Below are 15982 nucleotides of genomic sequence, written 5' to 3' on the forward strand. Positions count from 1 at the left end.
TACCTGAAACGAATCGAGGACATCATCGTGTCAGCCAAGAACGCCTTCTATGCCCAATCCGGCGGCGTGACCGCCGTCATCAACGCCTCGGCCTGCGGCGTGATCGAGACGGCGCGCCGTCATCCCGACCGGATCGCCAATGTCTACGCCGGACGCAACGGCATCATCGGCGCGCTCACCGAGGATCTGATCGATACCAGCCAGGAGTCGGATGAAGCCATCGCGGCGCTGCGCTACACGCCCTCCGGCGCCTTCGGCTCCTGTCGCTACAAGCTCAAGAGTCTGGAAGCCAACCGGCGCGAGTACGAGCGGCTGATCGAGGTCTTCAAGGCGCACGACATCGGCTATTTCTTCTACAACGGCGGCGGCGACTCGGCCGACACCTGCTACAAGGTCTCGCAGCTCTCCGAGAGCCTGGGCTATCCGGTGCAGGCCATCCATGTGCCCAAGACGGTCGACAACGATCTGCCGATCACCGACAACTGCCCCGGCTTCGGCTCGGTGGCCAAGTACATCGCCACCTCGGCGCTGGAAGCCTCCTACGACGTGCGTTCCATGGCCAAGACCTCGACCAAGGTCTTCGTGCTGGAGGTCATGGGCCGGCACGCCGGCTGGATCGCCGCCGCTGGCGGTCTGATCGAGGATCACGACATCCCGGTGCTGATCCTCTTCCCCGAGATCGAGTTCGATCAGGCACGCTTCCTGGCCGCCGTCAAAGCCAAGGTCGAGCAGCACGGCTATTGCACCGTAGTGGTCTCGGAGGGTGCCAAGTACCCGGACGGACGCTTCCTGGCCGAACAGGGCACGCGCGATGCCTTCGGTCATGCCCAACTCGGTGGCGCGGCCCCAGTCGTGGCCAACATGGTCAAGGACGCCACCGGCTACAAGTTCCACTGGGCGGTGGCCGACTATCTCCAGCGCGCAGCCCGTCATCTGGCTTCCAAGACCGACGTCGAGCAGGCCTATGCGATGGGGCGCGCCGCCGTCGAGTTCGCGCTCGCCGGTCACAATGCCGTGATGCCCACGGTCAAGCGCACCAGCAACGACCCCTACGCCTGGGAGGTCGGCGAGGCCCCGCTCTCGCAGGTGGCCAACGTCGAGAAGTTCATGCCGCGCGAGTTCATCTCCGAGGACGGCTTCGGCATCACGGCGGCTTGCAAGCAGTATCTGATCCCGCTCATCCAGGGCGAGGACTATCCGCCCTTCGAGCACGGTCTGCCCAAGTACGTCACGCTCAAGAACGCCCCGGTCGAGCGCAAGCTCGGCGCCTTTGAGCTGTAAGGATTGAGATTATCAAGGTCAATTTGGACTATAATTGACGCTTTTACCATTTCGGCGGCCCATGGCCGCCGATCGACGCATTCAAAGGCCCTTTCATGGATCTGTCCAAGGTTTCACGCGGGGACAACGTCCCCTATGCCCTCAACGTCATCATCGAGATCCCGGCCCATTCCGAGCCGGTGAAGTACGAGATGGACAAGGCGACCGGCGCCATGTTCGTCGACCGCTTCATGTCCACGGCCATGCACTATCCCTGCAACTATGGCTATGTCCCGCACACCCTGTCCGCCGACGGCGACCCGGTCGACGTGCTGGTGGTCACGCCCTATCCGCTGATTCCGGGATCGGTCATCAAGTGCCGCCCGATCGGCGTGCTCAAGATGACCGACGAGTCGGGTGACGACGCCAAGATCCTGGCCCTGCCGATCGACAAGCTCTACAAGGGCTATCGCCAGGTCGAGAGCTTCCGCGACATGCCGCAACATCTGCTCGACCAGATCGCGCACTTCTTCGAGCACTACAAGGATCTCGACGAGGGCAAGTGGGTGCGGATCGCCGGCTGGGGCGACCGCGAGGAGGCCTGCCAGGAGATCCTGTCCAGCGTCAAGATGTTCGAGGACGCCCCCGAGAAGCCCGCGTTCTAAGAACGGATCGGGTGACGAAGCCCCGGCTTCGTCACCCGCGCGAGGAAGCTCGGCTTCCCGTCTTCGCAAGCCAGACAGACTCAACGGGGAGGCGCTTCGATGCTGACGCATTTCACGCCGAGCGGCGAGGCCCACATGGTCGACGTCGGCGCCAAGCCCGAAACGGTGCGGCGCGCACTCGCCGAGGGACGCATCCGAATGCAGCCGGCGACTCTGGCCCTGATCGAACAGGGCGCGCACGCCAAGGGCGATGTGCTCGGGGTCGCGCGGCTCGCCGGTATCATGGGCGCCAAGCGCACAGCCGACCTCATCCCGCTCTGCCATCCACTGAGCCTCACGCGCGTCGAGATCGAGCTGACGCCCATCGTCGAAGCGTCTACGGTCCGGTGCCGCGCCACGGTCGAGACCTGTGACCGCACCGGCGTCGAGATGGAGGCGCTCTGTGCCGTGCAGATCAGTCTCCTGACGATCTATGATATGTGCAAGGCCGTCGACCGCGGCATGCGGATCACGGATGTCCAGCTCGTCGAAAAGGCGGGTGGACGCTCCGGGCACTGGAGGCGCGACAACCAAGACTCGGCCTGATGACCCGGAGCATTCGCGCCGCCTCGGTGGTCACGACCGTCACTCGACTGAACCCAGAATCCATGTCCGACACTCGCCCGCCCCAATCGACGCGCTTCCACGCCCTCTATCAAGGCGCTCGCTTTCTCACCGCCGCCACCAAGCTCCAGCAGACCCCGGCCGATGAAGGGCGCGAGGTCGCCTTCGCCGGACGCTCCAATGCCGGCAAGTCGAGCGCCATCAACGCGATCTGTCACCAGAACGCGCTGGCCAGGACCAGCAAGACCCCAGGCCGCACCCAGCAGCTGATCTTCTTCGAGCTCGACGAGACACGCCGCTTGGTCGATCTGCCCGGCTACGGCTATGCCAAGGTGCCCGAACGCATCAAACTCGAATGGCAGCGCCATCTCTCGCACTACCTGGAGAGCCGTCAGTCGCTCGTCGGGCTGGTGATCGTCATGGACATCCGCCATCCGCTGACCGACTACGATCGTCAGATGCTCACCTGGGGCCGGCGTGCCGGGCTGTCGATCCTGCTGCTGCTGACCAAGGCCGACAAGCTCAAGCGCGGCGCGGCCAGCGCGACACGTCTGGCCGTCGAGCGTGCCGTGGCCGACGACTCCGGCCAGGTCGAGGTCCAGCTCTTCTCGGCCCCCGAGCGCCAGGGACTGGCCCAAGTCCAGGCCACCCTGGATCGCTGGCTGCATGTCGGCACCCCCGAGCTCCAGACACCGACCACCTGACCGCACACAGTGACCACGAGCGACCATCCGCCGACGATCCAATACGATTCCTTGGATGACGGGCGTCCGTCCGATGCCCGTTTGCTCTCGCCCTACACCAGCCGCCGAACACGACGGCTCGACGAAGAAACGCTCGCCTGGGAGCGCGATCTGTTCGTCGGCGGTCCCGTAGCCGTACTCGTCTGGCGTCCGGAGGCGCGCTGGCCGGTGTGTCATGCTTCACCGAACGTCGCACCGATCTTCGGCCACTCGGCCGAACGCATGATGCACTCGGATTTCCACTACATGTCGGTGATCCACCCCGATGACATCGACCGGATCGCCGGTGAGGTGGTACGTTATCTCAATGAAGGGCGCGATACCTGGGAGCAGCGCTACCGGATCGTCCGGCCGGATGGTCAGGTGCGATGGCTGTACGATTTCACGGTCGTGGATCGCGATGAATCGGCCGAACCGCGTCTGCTGCGCGGTTATGTCATGGACGAGACCGAGACGCAGCGTCGCGAGCGCGATTTCCAGGTACTCGCCGCGTCCAGCGCCGACGCCGTCTGGATCAGTGCGGTGCCGGCCGGATTCCTGTACGCCAATCCGGCGGCCTTGCGTCTGACCGAACACGACGCGACCAGTCTGGGCCGCCTGTGCTGGCCGGACCTGATCGCACCTCGCGAGCATGCACGTCTCCCTGAACTCCTGGAGCGACTCGACGCCGGTGAGTGCGTGCAGACCGAGGTCTGGATAGGTCGCGCGGATCGTACCGAGGTGCTGGTCGATCTCAGGCTCCAGCCGCTCGGCGAAGGCCGCTGTCTCGGCATCGGACGCGAGCACGCCGAGCCGCAACGCTCAATCGTCACCGAGAATCGACGCCCCCCGGATGTGCTGCGCGAGAGTCAGGAACTCTATCGCGCCATCGTCGATCAGGCCGCCGATGGCATCGTCCTGATCGATGCCCAAACATTGCGTTTCGTCGAGTTCAACGAAGCCGCCTGTCGGTCGCTGGGCTACAGTCGCGACGAGTTCGCGCGGCTCGGTATCTCAGACATCCAGGCCGACCTCTCGCCGCGCGGCATCGCCCGCTGGCGTGAACGAATCAACAGTTCCGGGCAGGGCGATTTCGAGACCCTTCATCGCCACAAAAGCGGTGAATTGCGTCGGGTGCACGTCAGCAATCGCGCACTGGACATCCGCCAGGGACGCTATTGGGCCGCGATCTGGCGCGACATCACCGAGCGCAAGCGCATCGAGGACGAACTGGATGAGCATCGGCGCCATCTGGAAGAGCTGGTGCGCACGCGCACGGCCGAACTGGAGCGCGCCCGTCTGGAGGCCGAGAGCGCCAATCTGGCCAAGAGCATCCTGCTGGCTAACATGAGCCATGAAGTGCGCGCTCCGATCAACGCCATTCTCGGTCTGAACCATCGCCTCAAGGCCAGCGCCAATGACCCCGAACAGTCGCAGCGTCTGGGTCAGATCGCGGAGGCGGGCTACCACCTGCTGCGCATAGCCAACGACATTCTCGATCTGTCACGCATGGAAGCCGGCACACTGCGTCTGGAACGGGTCGACTTCGAACTCAGACATAGCCTGGCACGGCTGAACCTGCTGCTCAATGCCGAGGTCGAGGCCAAGGGACTGAGACTGCGTCTGGTCATGGACCCGACCTTGCCGGCGAGACTCCACGGCGACCCAGGGCGACTGGGGCAGATTCTGCTGAACCTGACCGGCAATGCGGTCAAGTTCAGCGAACACGGAACCGTGACGGTCAAGGCAAACCTCATCGACCGGCACCAGAATCGAGTCCGTGTCCGCTTCGAGGTGTGCGACGAAGGAACCGGCATCCCCGAAGACCGTCAGGACGCGCTCTTTCTGGCGTTCGAACAACTGGACGTCTCCACGGCGCGCCAGTTCGGCGGCTCGGGCCTTGGGCTGGCGATCAGCAAGCGGCTCGTCGAACTGATGGAGGGCGAGATCGGTGTGGAGAGCCGGCCTGGGGTCGGCAGTGCGTTCTGGTTTACCGCCTGCTTCGAGCCGGCCTCCGACGGCGATTGAGACCGGATCGTACGCTGCGACGCAGCATCCAAGCCGAAATCGATGGCTGCGTCGTAGTAGAGGCAAGCCGATGGATGCATGGTGCCCGGAATCCAGGACACCGCGCACCATTGGCTGGGCTTCAACGCGAGCCGGACGACCTTTCGCGCACCACACTCGCGCCATGCAGGCTGAAGAGCAGATCGACCTCGGCGTGGGTCAGGCCGCAGAGCGTGCGAACCTCGCTGCGTCCACGGCCGAGCCGGATCAACTCGATGGCTTGGACATAGAGACCCTCGTCGACGCTGCGCAGGCGCAACTCGCTCTGCTGATCGGCCAGCCGGTCGAGGGCGCGTTTGACACTGGACTGATGCTGGCTCTGGTCGATGACGTCCTCGGCCACGGCCTTGATCGCGCCATGCAGGGCGAGGAGCGCCGTATCGGTTTCCTGCTGATCGTGTCGCAGCTCGCGCAGGCGCTCCTCCAGGACGCGCAGCCGGGTACGCAGACGCACGGCCAGCCAGATGGCCGACAGGGCGACGAGCAGCGCCAGCACAGCCGCCACCCAACGCGGATCGATCCAAAGGGTCCGGATCAGAGCCAGCGTCTCCCACCAGGCTTCAGGCATAGTCGTCGATGAGTCCCCGGCGTCGACCCTGGGCAGGCGGCGGAGAGCCATTCGATGGTCTCGGTCGCGACGCATCGGCCTGGCGTCCGCCCAAACGCCGATCCTCCAGGCGCCGATCGGTCATCCGTCGGTCGCTCTGGCGCCGATCGTCCTGACGGCGATCGCGCGCCCGCCGGTCGCCACCCGGACGATCGTCCTGGCGGCGGTCCTTGGAACGACGTTCCTCGAACCGGCGCTCACCAAGCCGACGCTCGTCGAACCGGCGCTCACCACTACGACGCTCGTCGCGATCGCGGCGGCGATCGGACCGTCGACGCAACAGCCAGATGCGCTGCTGTTCCAGTTGACGCTCGCGATCATCGCCCAGCGCCCGCGAAGGCGTCCGGGCCTGAACCGGTTCCAGGTCTCTGATACGTTCGCTCATGGCTCAGCTCCCGAAACAGAGTACATCCATTGGATTCTTACCGGCTTCATCGGCCGACAAGGCTGAAACATGAGCCATGGCGGGCTGGGTCACGTGGATCTCACAACTCCCGCAGACTCGCCCACTCCTCGTCGGAGAGCAGCTTGTTGAGATCGATCAGGATGGTCAGACCGTCATCCGAGCTGGTGACACCCAGGATGAAGCGGCTGGTCTGGTCGTTGCCGACAGCGGGAGCCGGATCGATGGAGGCCGCCGGGATCTGGACCACCTCGGCCACCGAGTCGACCAGGATCCCGATGTTCTGGTTGTCCACGTCGATGATCACGATGCGCGAGGCCTCGTCCGGCTCGCGCACCGGCAGCGAGAGACGTCGCCGCGCATCGATCACGGTCACGACGTCCCCGCGCAGATTGATGATGCCCAGGATGTAGTCGGGCACGCCGGGGACGGGCGCGATCTCGGTGAGTTTGAGCACTTCCTGTACCTGGAGCACGTCGATGGCATAGGTCTCGTCGGCCAGGCTGAAGGTCACATAGGACGAGGAGCCGACCGGCTGGCTCGCCCGTGAATCGGATGCAGTCATGGTGTTTGTTCTCGGTTCAGTGTTGCAAGCTCGGCGTCCGCGGATCGATCTGGTCTGTTCGAACGCCATGAATCCATGAGCGCGGCCACGGGTGTCACTGGATCACACCGATGCCCGGCCCCGGCTCCACCTCGAAATCCGACTTCAGCCGCTCGGGTTCGGTGCGTTCACCGGAGCGCGCCTGCCGAACATCCGGCAGCACGATCACGGCGACACGCCGGTTGCGCGCCCGCCCGGCCTCGGTCGCGTTGCTGTCGGTGGGCTGGAACTGGCCGTAGCCGATAGCGACCATGCGCTCGGGGTCGATGCCGTTCTGGGCGAACAGATTGACCACGGTCGCCGCGCGCCCGGAGGACAGCTCCCAGTTGGACGGATAGATGGTGTTGTTGATCGGCAGGTTATCGGTGTGACCCTCGACATGGATGCGCACGTCGCGTCGTCCGAGCAGTCGGGCCACCCTGGCCAGCACCGGCCGTGCCGCCGGCTCCAGGGTCGCCGAGCCGCTCGAAAAGAGCAGATTGCTGTTGATGGCGACTTCGATCCAGTAGGGCTGACGCTTGATCTCGATGTTGCCGGCCTCGATCAACGAACCCATCGCCTCCTCCAGTTCGGTCGACATCTCCCGGATCTCGCCGAGGATTCGCCCGCGCTCTTCTTCGGAGGCCGAGCCGATGAGGGCGGCGAGCGCAACATCGGTCGGCGAAAAGGGTTCGAGGTCCGGCTCGGTCGTTTCGATCGCCGGACTCCCCGCGATGACCTCGACCGGGGCGAGCGAACGGCGCACGTCGTCGCTGACTGGATTCGACTCCAGGATCGGGTCGCCGATCTGGATCGGATCGATGGGTGCCGACGTGCCGAAGGCCTCGATCAGCGATTCGGAAAGCACGCTGTACTTGCCGGCATCGACTACCGAGACGGCGTACATGACCACGAAGAAGGCCATCAGGAGCGTCACCAGGTCGCCATAGGGGATGGCCCAGGCCTCGTGATTGACGTGCTCCTCGTGCCGCTTGCGCCGCGCCATGACTTGGACTCACCCCTGAATGAAACCGTTGAGCTTGTTCTCGATGTTACGCGGGTTCTCGCCCTCGGCGATCGCGATCAAGCCTTCGAGCAGCATGGTCTGATGGTTGACCCGGGCCTGGACGATGGATTTCAGCTTGTTGGACACCGGCAGGAAAAAGAGGTTGGCCAGGCCCACGCCATAGATGGTCGCGACGAAGGCGGCGGCGATCCCCTGCCCGAGCTTGCTCGGCTCGGTCAGGTTCTGCATCACGGCCATCAGTCCCATGACCGCGCCGATGATGCCGAGTGTGGGCGAATAGACCCCCATGCTCTCGAAGACGCGCGCCCCCTGGAGATCGAAGGACTCGCTGTTGTCGAGATCGGACTCCAGGATCTGGCGCAGCGTCTGCGGCTCGGCGCCATCGACCAGCAATTGCAGCCCCTTGCGCACGAAGGGATCCGGCTCTTTGTTCGAGCGATCCTCCAGCCCCAGCAACCCTTCCTTGCGCGAAATCTGCGACCACTCGACGATACGCTTGATCATGCCCCGCGACTCCAGACGCGGCGGTTTGAAGACCCAGGGGAACATCCTGAAGGCATGCAGGAAAACCGGAACCCGGGTCTGCACCAGGGTGGCGCCCAGGGTACCGATCACCACGATCAGGAACGCTGCCAGATTCCACAACGCCGCCACCGAGCTGCCCTTGGCGACGACACCGCCGAGGATGGCCACCAGCCCGAGCAGTAACCCGGTCAGGCTCAGGATGTCCATCTCAACAGAAACCCTTGACCAAGGCTGGTCCGACCTCCTTGAGCGGTAGGATCTGATCGGCGAGACCGGCGTCGATCACCGCCGCCGGCATCCCGAACACCACGCAGCTGGCCGCATCCTGCGCCCAGATATGTGCACCATTGGATTTGAGCTCGCGCGCGCCCTCGCGCCCGTCGGCCCCCATGCCGGTCAACACTACGGCCAGCACCTGCGAGCGCAGGGCGGCGGCCGCCGACCTGAAGGTGATGTCGACGCTCGGCTTGTAGATGGTGCCGGGCGGACTCTCTTCGATGCGCACCCTGGGTTGGGCGCCGCCCTCCAGGATGAGCTGTACCCCCCCAGGGGCGAGCAGCGCGCTGCCTGGCTTGAGCACGTCGCCCGAGACGGCCTCCTTGACGTCGATCTGGCACAGATTGTTCAGACGCTCGGCGAAAGCCGGCGTGAAGCTCGCCGGCATGTGCTGGACCAGGATGATCGGCAGCGGGAAGCTCTTGGGCAGCCCCTTGAGCACCTCCTGCAGCGCCACCGGCCCGCCGGTTGAGGTGCCGATCAGAACCGCGCGCAGACTATTCAGCGGCGTGGCGCTGGGCGAGAGACGCGGCGCGGCGGCGCGCGCCGGTGCAGCCTGAGGCGCCGCCCCGGACAGCACGGGACGATCGAGCGGCGCCGTAGCCGCCGGACGCGTGAGCCGGGTGCGACCGAGCGCGCGCACCCGCCGACGCAGCAGGATCTTGGCCGAATCCTCATCCTTGGCCATTTCGCTGAAGCGCTTGGGCAGAAAGTCCATGGCGCCGGCATCGAGCGCATCGAGCGTCGCCTTGGCGCCCTCGGTGGTCAGGGTCGAGAACATCAGGATCGGGCGCGGTGACTCGGCCATGATGCGGCGCACCGCCGTGATACCGTCCATCACCGGCATCTCGATGTCCATGGTGACGACGTCCGGGTTGAGACGCTTGACGACCTCGATGGCCTCCTGGCCATTGGCGGCGGTCCCGACGACATCGATACCGATGTCCGCGTTGAGGATCTCGACGATGCGCCGGCGGAAGAAGCCGGAATCGTCGACCACGACGACACGTAGACTCATGCCGGCATCCCCGTCTCGGCCGGTTGCAGCTGCGCGTGTGAGGCCCGTCCGCCGTACCCCGGCTGACTCATGAGGCGTACCAGCGCCGGGATGTCGATGATGAGCGCGATCCCGCCGTCACCCGTGATGGTCGCGCCGGCCAGTCCGGGAACGCCGTGCAGCCCCTTGCCGAGCGGCTTGATCACGACCTCTTCCTGACCGACCAGATCGTCGACGACCAGACCGATCTTGCGCTGAGCGACATGGACCACGACCACGTGCGAGTCCGACTTGGGTTCGACCAGACGATAGGGATGCAGCCAGCGCGAGGCGTAATAGAGGGGCAAGGCATGGTTGCGCACCATGATGGCCTCCTGGTCGTCGACGAAATGGGTGCGCGTGAGATCCAGATCCAGGATCTCCGAGACCGAGGCCAAGGGGATGGCGAAGCGCCGGCCATCGAGGATGACCATGAGCGCCGGCAGGATGGCGAGCGTCAGCGGCAGTTTGACGTTGAGTTTGGTGCCGACTCCGAGTTTGGAGTCGATCTCGACGGTGCCATTGAGCTGGGCGATCCGAGTCTTGACCACGTCCATGCCGACCCCGCGCCCCGAGACGTCCGAGATCTCCTCCTTGGTCGAGAAGCCGGCCATGAAGATCAGATCGAAGCATTCGCGTGTCGAGAGGCGCTCGGCCTGACTGGGATCGAGCAGTCCCTTTTCGACGGACTTGGCGCGCAGCTTCTCGGGATCCATGCCGCGTCCGTCGTCCTGGATCAGCAGCGAGATGTGATCGCCCTCCTGAGCCGCGCCCAGCACCACGGTGCCCCGGCGCGGCTTGCCCTTGGCTTCGCGCTCATCGGGCATCTCGATGCCGTGGTCGACCGCGTTGCGGATCAGATGCACCAGCGGATCGGCGAGCGCCTCGACCAGATTCTTGTCGAGATCGGTTTCCTCGCCGAAGGTCTCCAACTCGATCTCCTTGCCGAGATTGCGCGCCAGATCGCGCACCACGCGCGGGAAGCGGCTGAAGACCTTCTTGACCGGCTGCATCCGGGTCTTCATGACCGCTGCCTGCAGGTCCGAGGTGACGAGCGCCAGCGAGGCGATCGCCTTGCCGATCTCCTCGTCGCCGGTGCGCACGCGCAGCATGCTCAAGCGATTGCGCACCAGCACCAGCTCGCCGACCAGATTCATGATCTCGTCGAGCCGCTGGGTATCGACCCGCACCGAGGTCTCACCGGCGGGCACAGCGGCCGCGCGCTGGGCCTTGGCCGTGTCGAACGGATCGGCGGCAGGCACGGGAGGCTGGAGGGAGGCACTGGCCGCCGGGCGGCTTGGAACCGGCAGCGGACTCGGTTTAGGTGTCTCGACGGGCTTCGCCGCTCCCGAGCCATGCAATTGGTCGAGTAATGACTCGAATTCGTCGTCCGTGATCAGATCATTGGCGCCGGTCGCCTCCTCGGCGACAGACACTGTCCCAGGCGGTTCGGCTGGCGGCGCCGGTACCAGTGGCTCGGGGGCGACCGCCGCGCGATCGATGGATGCTGACTCGGCAGGCTGCCCCGAGAGCGCATCGAGCAGCGCCTCGAACTCAGCCTCGGTGATCTCGTCGGCCGATTCGGCCGTGGAGCCGGCCTCGATTGCGGGCGCCGGCGTCGGCTCGGGCGGTCGAGCGCTGAGCGGCTCGGACTCGGCGACGGGCGGTGGTTCGGGTACCGGCTCCGGCGCGGGTTCGGGTGCACTCGTCCCCGCCGCGTCCGGAACGGCGAGCGCCGCCAGATCTGCGATCAGTGCCGGTGGAGCCGGCTCGGGCTCACGCGCCGACTTGAGATCGCCGAACATGACGTTGAGCACGTCGAGTACGCGCAGCACCACGTCCATGAGAACCGGGTCGATGCGGCGCTCGCCATTGCGCAGCAGATTGAAGACGTCCTCGGCATGATGACAGACCACGACCAGGGCATTGAGATTGAGGAAGCCCGCACCGCCCTTGATGGTGTGGAAGCTGCGGAAGACCGCATTGAGCAGATCGCGATCGTTGGGGTTCTGCTCCAGATCGATCAGCTGCTCGTTGAGCGCCTCCAGCAGTTCACCGGCCTCGACCAGAAAGTCCTGGAGGATTTCGTCATTCGGATCGATTGCCATGCATGATCACTCTGGGGTTCGGTGGGCTAGAAGCCCAGACTGGAGAGCAGTGCATCCACGTCGTCCTGTCCGCTGACGACATCGGCGCCCGCGTCCTGCGTATTGGGTACGATCGGTCCATGCCCTCGAACCTCTGACGCTTCGGTTTCGTCCGGACTCGCCTTGGCGACCTTGGGCAACTCCATCCGGGCGCTCGACAGCCGGATGAGTCCGACCAGGTTCTCCTCGACCTCATGCACCAGCCGGATGACCCGCCGAATGATCTGACCGGTGAGATCCTGATAGTCCTGGGCCATCAGGATCTCGGACATCAGCGATTTGAGGCGTTCGGTCTCCTGTCCGCTCTGGGTCAGGAAGTCGTCGAGCTCGCGCGCCAGCTCGCGAAATTCGTCGACCGACAGTTCGCGATTGCGAAAGCGGCTCCATTGCTCGTGCAGCGTCGCCGAACGGTCGTGGAGCGACTCGGCGATGGGCATGGACTCGTCGAGCGCGTTGAGCGTGCGATGCGTCGCCTGCTCGGTCATGGAGACGACATAGTTCAGACGCTCCTTGGCGTCCGGGATCTCGTCGCGGGTCAGTTCGATCAGGCGCGAGTCGCCGCGGAAGCTGTTGAGCGCCTCGTGCAGGTCGCGCGTGAGCTTGCCGAGTTCCTCGAAGAGTTCGCGCTCATAGGGCAGGCGCAGCTGACGGATGCTCTCGTCGGCCCCGGCGCGATCTCCGGCCTCCAACTGCTCGACCAGACGACGCGCCAGATCCAGCTGTAGACTCAGACGTTCTTCATCGTTGTCCATCGCTCATCCCTGCGCATCGAGGCGCTCAAAGATCTTGTCGATCTTTTCCTTCAGCGTCTCGGCGGTGAAGGGTTTGACGATATAGCCGTTGACGCCGGCTTGGGCCGCCTCGACGATCTGGTCGCGCTTGGCCTCGGCGGTCACCATGAGCACCGGCAGCGACTTGAGCATGGGGTCGGCGCGCACCGCCTTGAGCAGTGCGATGCCCTCCATGTTCGGCATGTTCCAGTCGGTGATCAGGAAGTCGAAGCCGCCGCTCTTGAGCATCGGCAGCGCGGTGCTGCCATCGTCGGCTTCGGAGGTATTGCTGAACCCCAGCTCACGCAGCAGGTTCTTGATGATGCGTCTCATGGTGGAGAAATCGTCCACGATGAGAATTTTCATGCCTTTGTCCACGCAACGCTCCACATGGAATCTGTTGGTTTGAGAATCACGCGCCGGGTCCCGCTCGGGTCCAGTCGCTCAAACGGCCCCGCAGACGGTGCAGGGCCTGACTGCGAATCTGGCTCACGCGCGACTCGGTGACATCGAGAACGGCTCCGATTTCGCGCAGATTGAGTTCTTCATCATAGTAGAGCGCGAGCACCAGGCGCTCGCGTTCCGGTAAGTCCGCCAGCGCCTCGGCCAAGGCCTGGGCGAACTGCTCGCGCTCCAGTTGCTCGGTCGGAGCGGTGCCCGCCCCAGGCAGGAACCTGTCGCTGTCGGCGTCCTCGCCAAACAGGTCTTCCAGCCCTAGGATCTGGCAACTGGCCGTATCCTGCAACATGCCATGATAGTCGTCGAGTGTGACCCCCAGTGTTTCGGCGATCTCGCGATCACTGGCCGCGCGTCCTTCGCGTGATTCGACCTGATGGATCGCCTCGGCGATACGGCGACTGTTGCGATGCACCGAACGCGGCGTCCAGTCGGCGCGCCTCAGCTCGTCGATCATGGCTCCGCGCACACGAATGCCGGCATAGGTGGCGAAGGTCGCGCCCTGTCCCGTCTGGAACTGGCGCGCCGCCTCGATCAGTCCGACCATGCCGGACTGTATCAGATCCTCGACCTGAACAGAGGCCGGCAACCGCGCCACCAGATGATGGGCGATGCGCCGCACCAAATCGACATGCTCGGACACCAGCCGCGCCGCCTCGTCGCCGGCGCTCGCATACCCCATCCGAGACCGGGCGCGGACCATCTAGGCGCCTTGCAGCAGACGCTCGACGAAAAAGCCGATGCCGCCCAGGTCAGTGGCGCCGCCGCGCGCGGCATCGATCCGACGTGCCAGGTCGTTGAAGACGCGGCCGGCCGGACTGCCCGGATAGAGGCTGACCACGGGCTGGCGTCGCTGCACCGCCAGACGCAGCTTGTCGTCCATCGGGATCATGGCCGCCGTCTCCAGCACCACATCCGGCAGATAGTTGGCGCAGACAGCCGAGAGTTTGCGCATCAGACGCTGACCGGATTCGATGTCGCGTAGCATGTTGCAGATTATCCGAAAACGACGCACCCCGTGCTCCTGATGTAGAACCTTGATCAGTGCATAGGCATCTGTCAAGGACGCCGGTTCGTCGCAGACCACCACGAACACCTGCTGGACGGCCTTGCAGAAGCTGGTGACCGAATCATGGACGCCTGCCGCCGTGTCGACGACCAGGATATCGAGCGGCTTGTCATAGCTGCTGAAGGCGCGGATCAGGCCCAGATGCTCGGCCGGCGTCAGATTGGCCATCGAACCGATGCCGGAGGCCGAAGGCACCAGCAACAGCCCGTCCGGACCGGGCAGTAGCACGTCCTCCAGACGCTCGACGCGCCCGGCGACCAGATCGTGCAGCGTCTTGGTCGGACGCAGTCCGAGCATCAGGTCGGCGTTGGCCAAGCCCAGGTCAGCGTCGAAGAGCATGACGTTGCGACCCAGCCGCGCCAGGGCCACGGACAGATTGACCGCGACATTGGTCTTGCCGACGCCGCCCTTGCCGCTGGCGATGGCGAGGCTCAGAAAGGGCCGGTTCCTAGTAGGCTGCATGCACGGATTTCCTGAAGGGGATCACGGACTCCAGCACCAGGCTGTCGCGCGTCACGGCACTGGGCGCCGATGGCGTCCGCGTACTCGGGCTCGGAGTCTTCGGGGTCGATAGTCTAGACAATGGCTCACAGGGAGCAAGCGCGGAGATATCGCGCGCGGTGAACCAGCTGCGCTCGCTACCGACGTTTGGTGTTTCGATCTCAACGCGCGACTGGAAGCGCTGACTCGGCTCGCCCAGCGCCAGGCGCGTCAGATGCGCCGTGTCAGCCTTGTGGAAGTCTTCCTCGATGCGTTGTCCGTCGCTCTGGAAAACCAGCCCCAGATGCTGCTCCAGCAGCACCGAGAGGATCTCGCCGAGCCGTTCGGCTTCGTCGATCTTGGTCAGGACGAGAGCCGTGGGTTCGCAGCTCTGGAAGGCTTTGAGCACCTGACGCAGCACCCCGGCCTGATGCGTCGCCGGAATCACCAGCCAAGTCTCGATCTCGACCAGATGACGGATCTGGGCGAAGAGCTTGCGCTCAGCGGCATCGCGCGCGGAGCGCCCCTCGGTGTCGACGAGAATGAGATGATCACTGGCGCTGCGGTTGGCCAGAGCGATGAGATCGCGCTCGTTCTCCAGCAGGATGACCGGTACGCCGGCCATCTGGCCGAAAGCCTGGAGCTGCTTGTGGGCGCCGATGCGCTGACGGTCGAAGGTGACCAGGGTGACGGAATCCGGCCCCAGGCGGCGGATGCGGTGCAGGGCCAGTCGGCTCAGGGTGGTAGTCTTGCCCGCGCCAGTGGGGCCGACGAGCGCCAGGACACCACCGCGCTCCAGAACGCTTGGCTGCACGGTCGCGACCGAGGCGGCGAGACGGGTCCGCAGACGACTCCAGGCGTCCTCGTGCGTCTGATCCTCCTGGAGTCCGCCGATGAGCGAGCGCGCCAGCGTATCGTCGAACCCGCACTCGACGAGCCGTTCGGCGATCCCGGCAGCCAGCGGATGACGCACGGCCCATTGATCGCGTTCGCTCAGCGCCTGCTGTTGCGCCAGCAGGGCGCGTAGATCGCGCAGTTCGCGGCGCATGGCGGCCAGATCGGAATCGGCCGACGCCGGGCGCGTAGCGCGTGACACACTGGGACGCACGGGCGCGACCGGTTCGGTCGGCGCCTCGGTCGCGGCCACGACCTCCAGCACGCCATCGACACGACGGCTCGACAGGATCACGGCGTCCGGTCCCTGCTGCTCACGCACCTGGCGCATGGCGTCCTGCATGTTCTTTGCCTGATAGCGCCGTACATTCATCGCTCAAACTCCCGTTACT

Annotated in this window: 17 protein-coding genes; 5 read left to right on the forward strand and 12 right to left on the reverse strand. The window is 65.0% G+C overall.

Going from position 1 to position 15982, the window contains the following annotated elements:
- The first annotated feature begins 27 nt into the window (after nucleotides 1-27).
- The 5 genes from ALVIN_RS14505 (at nucleotide 28) to ALVIN_RS16705 (ending at nucleotide 5278) form a co-directional block, all read left to right on the forward strand.
- Nucleotides 28-1281, forward strand: coding sequence for a 6-phosphofructokinase (locus tag ALVIN_RS14505; RefSeq protein WP_012972077.1), 1254 nt, complete (start codon nucleotides 28-30; stop codon nucleotides 1279-1281).
- A 95-nt stretch (nucleotides 1282-1376) separates the two neighbouring features.
- Nucleotides 1377-1925, forward strand: a complete 549-nt coding sequence (ppa, locus tag ALVIN_RS14510; protein WP_012972078.1) for an inorganic diphosphatase — start codon at nucleotides 1377-1379, stop codon at nucleotides 1923-1925.
- A gap of 99 nt (nucleotides 1926-2024) precedes the next feature.
- Nucleotides 2025-2510: a cyclic pyranopterin monophosphate synthase MoaC gene (gene moaC / locus ALVIN_RS14515; protein ID WP_012972079.1), complete on the forward strand. Its 486-nt coding sequence runs from the start codon at nucleotides 2025-2027 to the stop codon at nucleotides 2508-2510.
- Between the two features lie 62 nt (nucleotides 2511-2572).
- Nucleotides 2573-3232, forward strand: a complete 660-nt coding sequence (gene yihA / locus ALVIN_RS14520) for a ribosome biogenesis GTP-binding protein YihA/YsxC (protein ID WP_043795693.1) — start codon at nucleotides 2573-2575, stop codon at nucleotides 3230-3232.
- Between the two features lie 51 nt (nucleotides 3233-3283).
- Nucleotides 3284-5278 carry a PAS domain-containing sensor histidine kinase gene (locus ALVIN_RS16705; protein WP_050750341.1) on the forward strand — a complete coding sequence of 665 codons (1995 nt, stop codon included), beginning with the start codon at nucleotides 3284-3286 and terminating at the stop codon, nucleotides 5276-5278.
- Between the two features lie 121 nt (nucleotides 5279-5399).
- On the opposite strand, the gene ALVIN_RS14530 is transcribed toward ALVIN_RS16705, so the two are convergent.
- From ALVIN_RS14530 to flhF, 12 genes are all read right to left on the reverse strand, one after another.
- Entirely contained in the window at nucleotides 5400-5936 is a 537-nt protein-coding gene (locus ALVIN_RS14530) for a DUF2802 domain-containing protein (protein ID WP_407637043.1), read from the reverse strand.
- Entirely contained in the window at nucleotides 5878-6309 is a 432-nt protein-coding gene (locus tag ALVIN_RS14535; protein ID WP_012972083.1) for a hypothetical protein, read from the reverse strand. Before ALVIN_RS14535 ends, ALVIN_RS14530 begins: the two co-directional genes overlap by 59 nt.
- Before the next feature lie 100 nt (nucleotides 6310-6409).
- Entirely contained in the window at nucleotides 6410-6892 is a 483-nt protein-coding gene (locus ALVIN_RS14540) for a chemotaxis protein CheW (protein WP_012972084.1), read from the reverse strand.
- 94 nt (nucleotides 6893-6986) lie between these two features.
- Nucleotides 6987-7916: a flagellar motor protein MotD gene (gene motD, locus ALVIN_RS14545; protein WP_012972085.1), complete on the reverse strand. Its 930-nt coding sequence runs from the start codon at nucleotides 7914-7916 to the stop codon at nucleotides 6987-6989.
- A 9-nt stretch (nucleotides 7917-7925) separates the two neighbouring features.
- Complete coding sequence (locus ALVIN_RS14550) at nucleotides 7926-8669, reverse strand: flagellar motor protein (RefSeq protein WP_012972086.1); 744 nt, start codon at nucleotides 8667-8669, stop codon at nucleotides 7926-7928.
- Nucleotide 8670: 1 nt separating this feature from the next.
- On the reverse strand, nucleotides 8671-9756 hold the full coding sequence (locus ALVIN_RS14555) for a protein-glutamate methylesterase/protein-glutamine glutaminase (protein ID WP_012972087.1): 1086 nt from the start codon (nucleotides 9754-9756) through the stop codon (nucleotides 8671-8673).
- Entirely contained in the window at nucleotides 9753-11882 is a 2130-nt protein-coding gene (locus ALVIN_RS14560) for a chemotaxis protein CheA (protein ID WP_012972088.1), read from the reverse strand. The genes ALVIN_RS14555 and ALVIN_RS14560 overlap by 4 nt, the downstream gene beginning before the upstream one ends.
- Nucleotides 11883-11908: 26 nt before the next feature.
- Nucleotides 11909-12673, reverse strand: coding sequence for a protein phosphatase CheZ (locus ALVIN_RS14565; RefSeq protein ID WP_012972089.1), 765 nt, complete (start codon nucleotides 12671-12673; stop codon nucleotides 11909-11911).
- Nucleotides 12674-12676: 3 nt separating this feature from the next.
- Nucleotides 12677-13057: a chemotaxis response regulator CheY gene (gene cheY / locus ALVIN_RS14570; RefSeq protein WP_012972090.1), complete on the reverse strand. Its 381-nt coding sequence runs from the start codon at nucleotides 13055-13057 to the stop codon at nucleotides 12677-12679.
- A 46-nt stretch (nucleotides 13058-13103) separates the two neighbouring features.
- Nucleotides 13104-13850, reverse strand: coding sequence for an RNA polymerase sigma factor FliA (locus tag ALVIN_RS14575; protein WP_012972091.1), 747 nt, complete (start codon nucleotides 13848-13850; stop codon nucleotides 13104-13106).
- Nucleotides 13851-14678: a MinD/ParA family protein gene (locus ALVIN_RS14580; RefSeq protein WP_012972092.1), complete on the reverse strand. Its 828-nt coding sequence runs from the start codon at nucleotides 14676-14678 to the stop codon at nucleotides 13851-13853.
- Entirely contained in the window at nucleotides 14665-15963 is a 1299-nt protein-coding gene (gene flhF, locus ALVIN_RS14585) for a flagellar biosynthesis protein FlhF (RefSeq protein ID WP_012972093.1), read from the reverse strand. Before flhF ends, ALVIN_RS14580 begins: the two co-directional genes overlap by 14 nt.
- Nucleotides 15964-15982 lie beyond the last annotated feature (19 nt).

Source organism: Allochromatium vinosum DSM 180 (genome assembly GCF_000025485.1).
In the GTDB taxonomy this organism is placed as follows: domain Bacteria; phylum Pseudomonadota; class Gammaproteobacteria; order Chromatiales; family Chromatiaceae; genus Thermochromatium; species Thermochromatium vinosum.

What these genes read in the sequence shown, in the direction of transcription:
- ppa (WP_012972078.1), top strand. Translation starts at nt 1,377, where the DNA reads ATGGATCTGTCCAAGGTTTCACGCGGGGACAACGTCCCCTATGCCCTC.
- moaC (WP_012972079.1), top strand. Translation starts at nt 2,025, where the DNA reads ATGCTGACGCATTTCACGCCGAGCGGCGAGGCCCACATGGTCGACGTC.
- yihA (WP_043795693.1), top strand. Translation starts at nt 2,573, where the DNA reads ATGTCCGACACTCGCCCGCCCCAATCGACGCGCTTCCACGCCCTCTAT.
- ALVIN_RS14530 (WP_407637043.1), bottom strand. Translation starts at nt 5,936, where the DNA reads ATGGCTCTCCGCCGCCTGCCCAGGGTCGACGCCGGGGACTCATCGACG.
- ALVIN_RS14535 (WP_012972083.1), bottom strand. Translation starts at nt 6,309, where the DNA reads ATGAGCGAACGTATCAGAGACCTGGAACCGGTTCAGGCCCGGACGCCT.
- ALVIN_RS14540 (WP_012972084.1), bottom strand. Translation starts at nt 6,892, where the DNA reads ATGACTGCATCCGATTCACGGGCGAGCCAGCCGGTCGGCTCCTCGTCC.
- motD (WP_012972085.1), bottom strand. Translation starts at nt 7,916, where the DNA reads ATGGCGCGGCGCAAGCGGCACGAGGAGCACGTCAATCACGAGGCCTGG.
- ALVIN_RS14550 (WP_012972086.1), bottom strand. Translation starts at nt 8,669, where the DNA reads ATGGACATCCTGAGCCTGACCGGGTTACTGCTCGGGCTGGTGGCCATC.
- ALVIN_RS14555 (WP_012972087.1), bottom strand. Translation starts at nt 9,756, where the DNA reads ATGAGTCTACGTGTCGTCGTGGTCGACGATTCCGGCTTCTTCCGCCGG.
- ALVIN_RS14560 (WP_012972088.1), bottom strand. Translation starts at nt 11,882, where the DNA reads ATGGCAATCGATCCGAATGACGAAATCCTCCAGGACTTTCTGGTCGAG.
- ALVIN_RS14565 (WP_012972089.1), bottom strand. Translation starts at nt 12,673, where the DNA reads ATGGACAACGATGAAGAACGTCTGAGTCTACAGCTGGATCTGGCGCGT.
- cheY (WP_012972090.1), bottom strand. Translation starts at nt 13,057, where the DNA reads ATGAAAATTCTCATCGTGGACGATTTCTCCACCATGAGACGCATCATC.
- ALVIN_RS14575 (WP_012972091.1), bottom strand. Translation starts at nt 13,850, where the DNA reads ATGGTCCGCGCCCGGTCTCGGATGGGGTATGCGAGCGCCGGCGACGAG.
- ALVIN_RS14580 (WP_012972092.1), bottom strand. Translation starts at nt 14,678, where the DNA reads ATGCAGCCTACTAGGAACCGGCCCTTTCTGAGCCTCGCCATCGCCAGC.
- flhF (WP_012972093.1), bottom strand. Translation starts at nt 15,963, where the DNA reads ATGAATGTACGGCGCTATCAGGCAAAGAACATGCAGGACGCCATGCGC.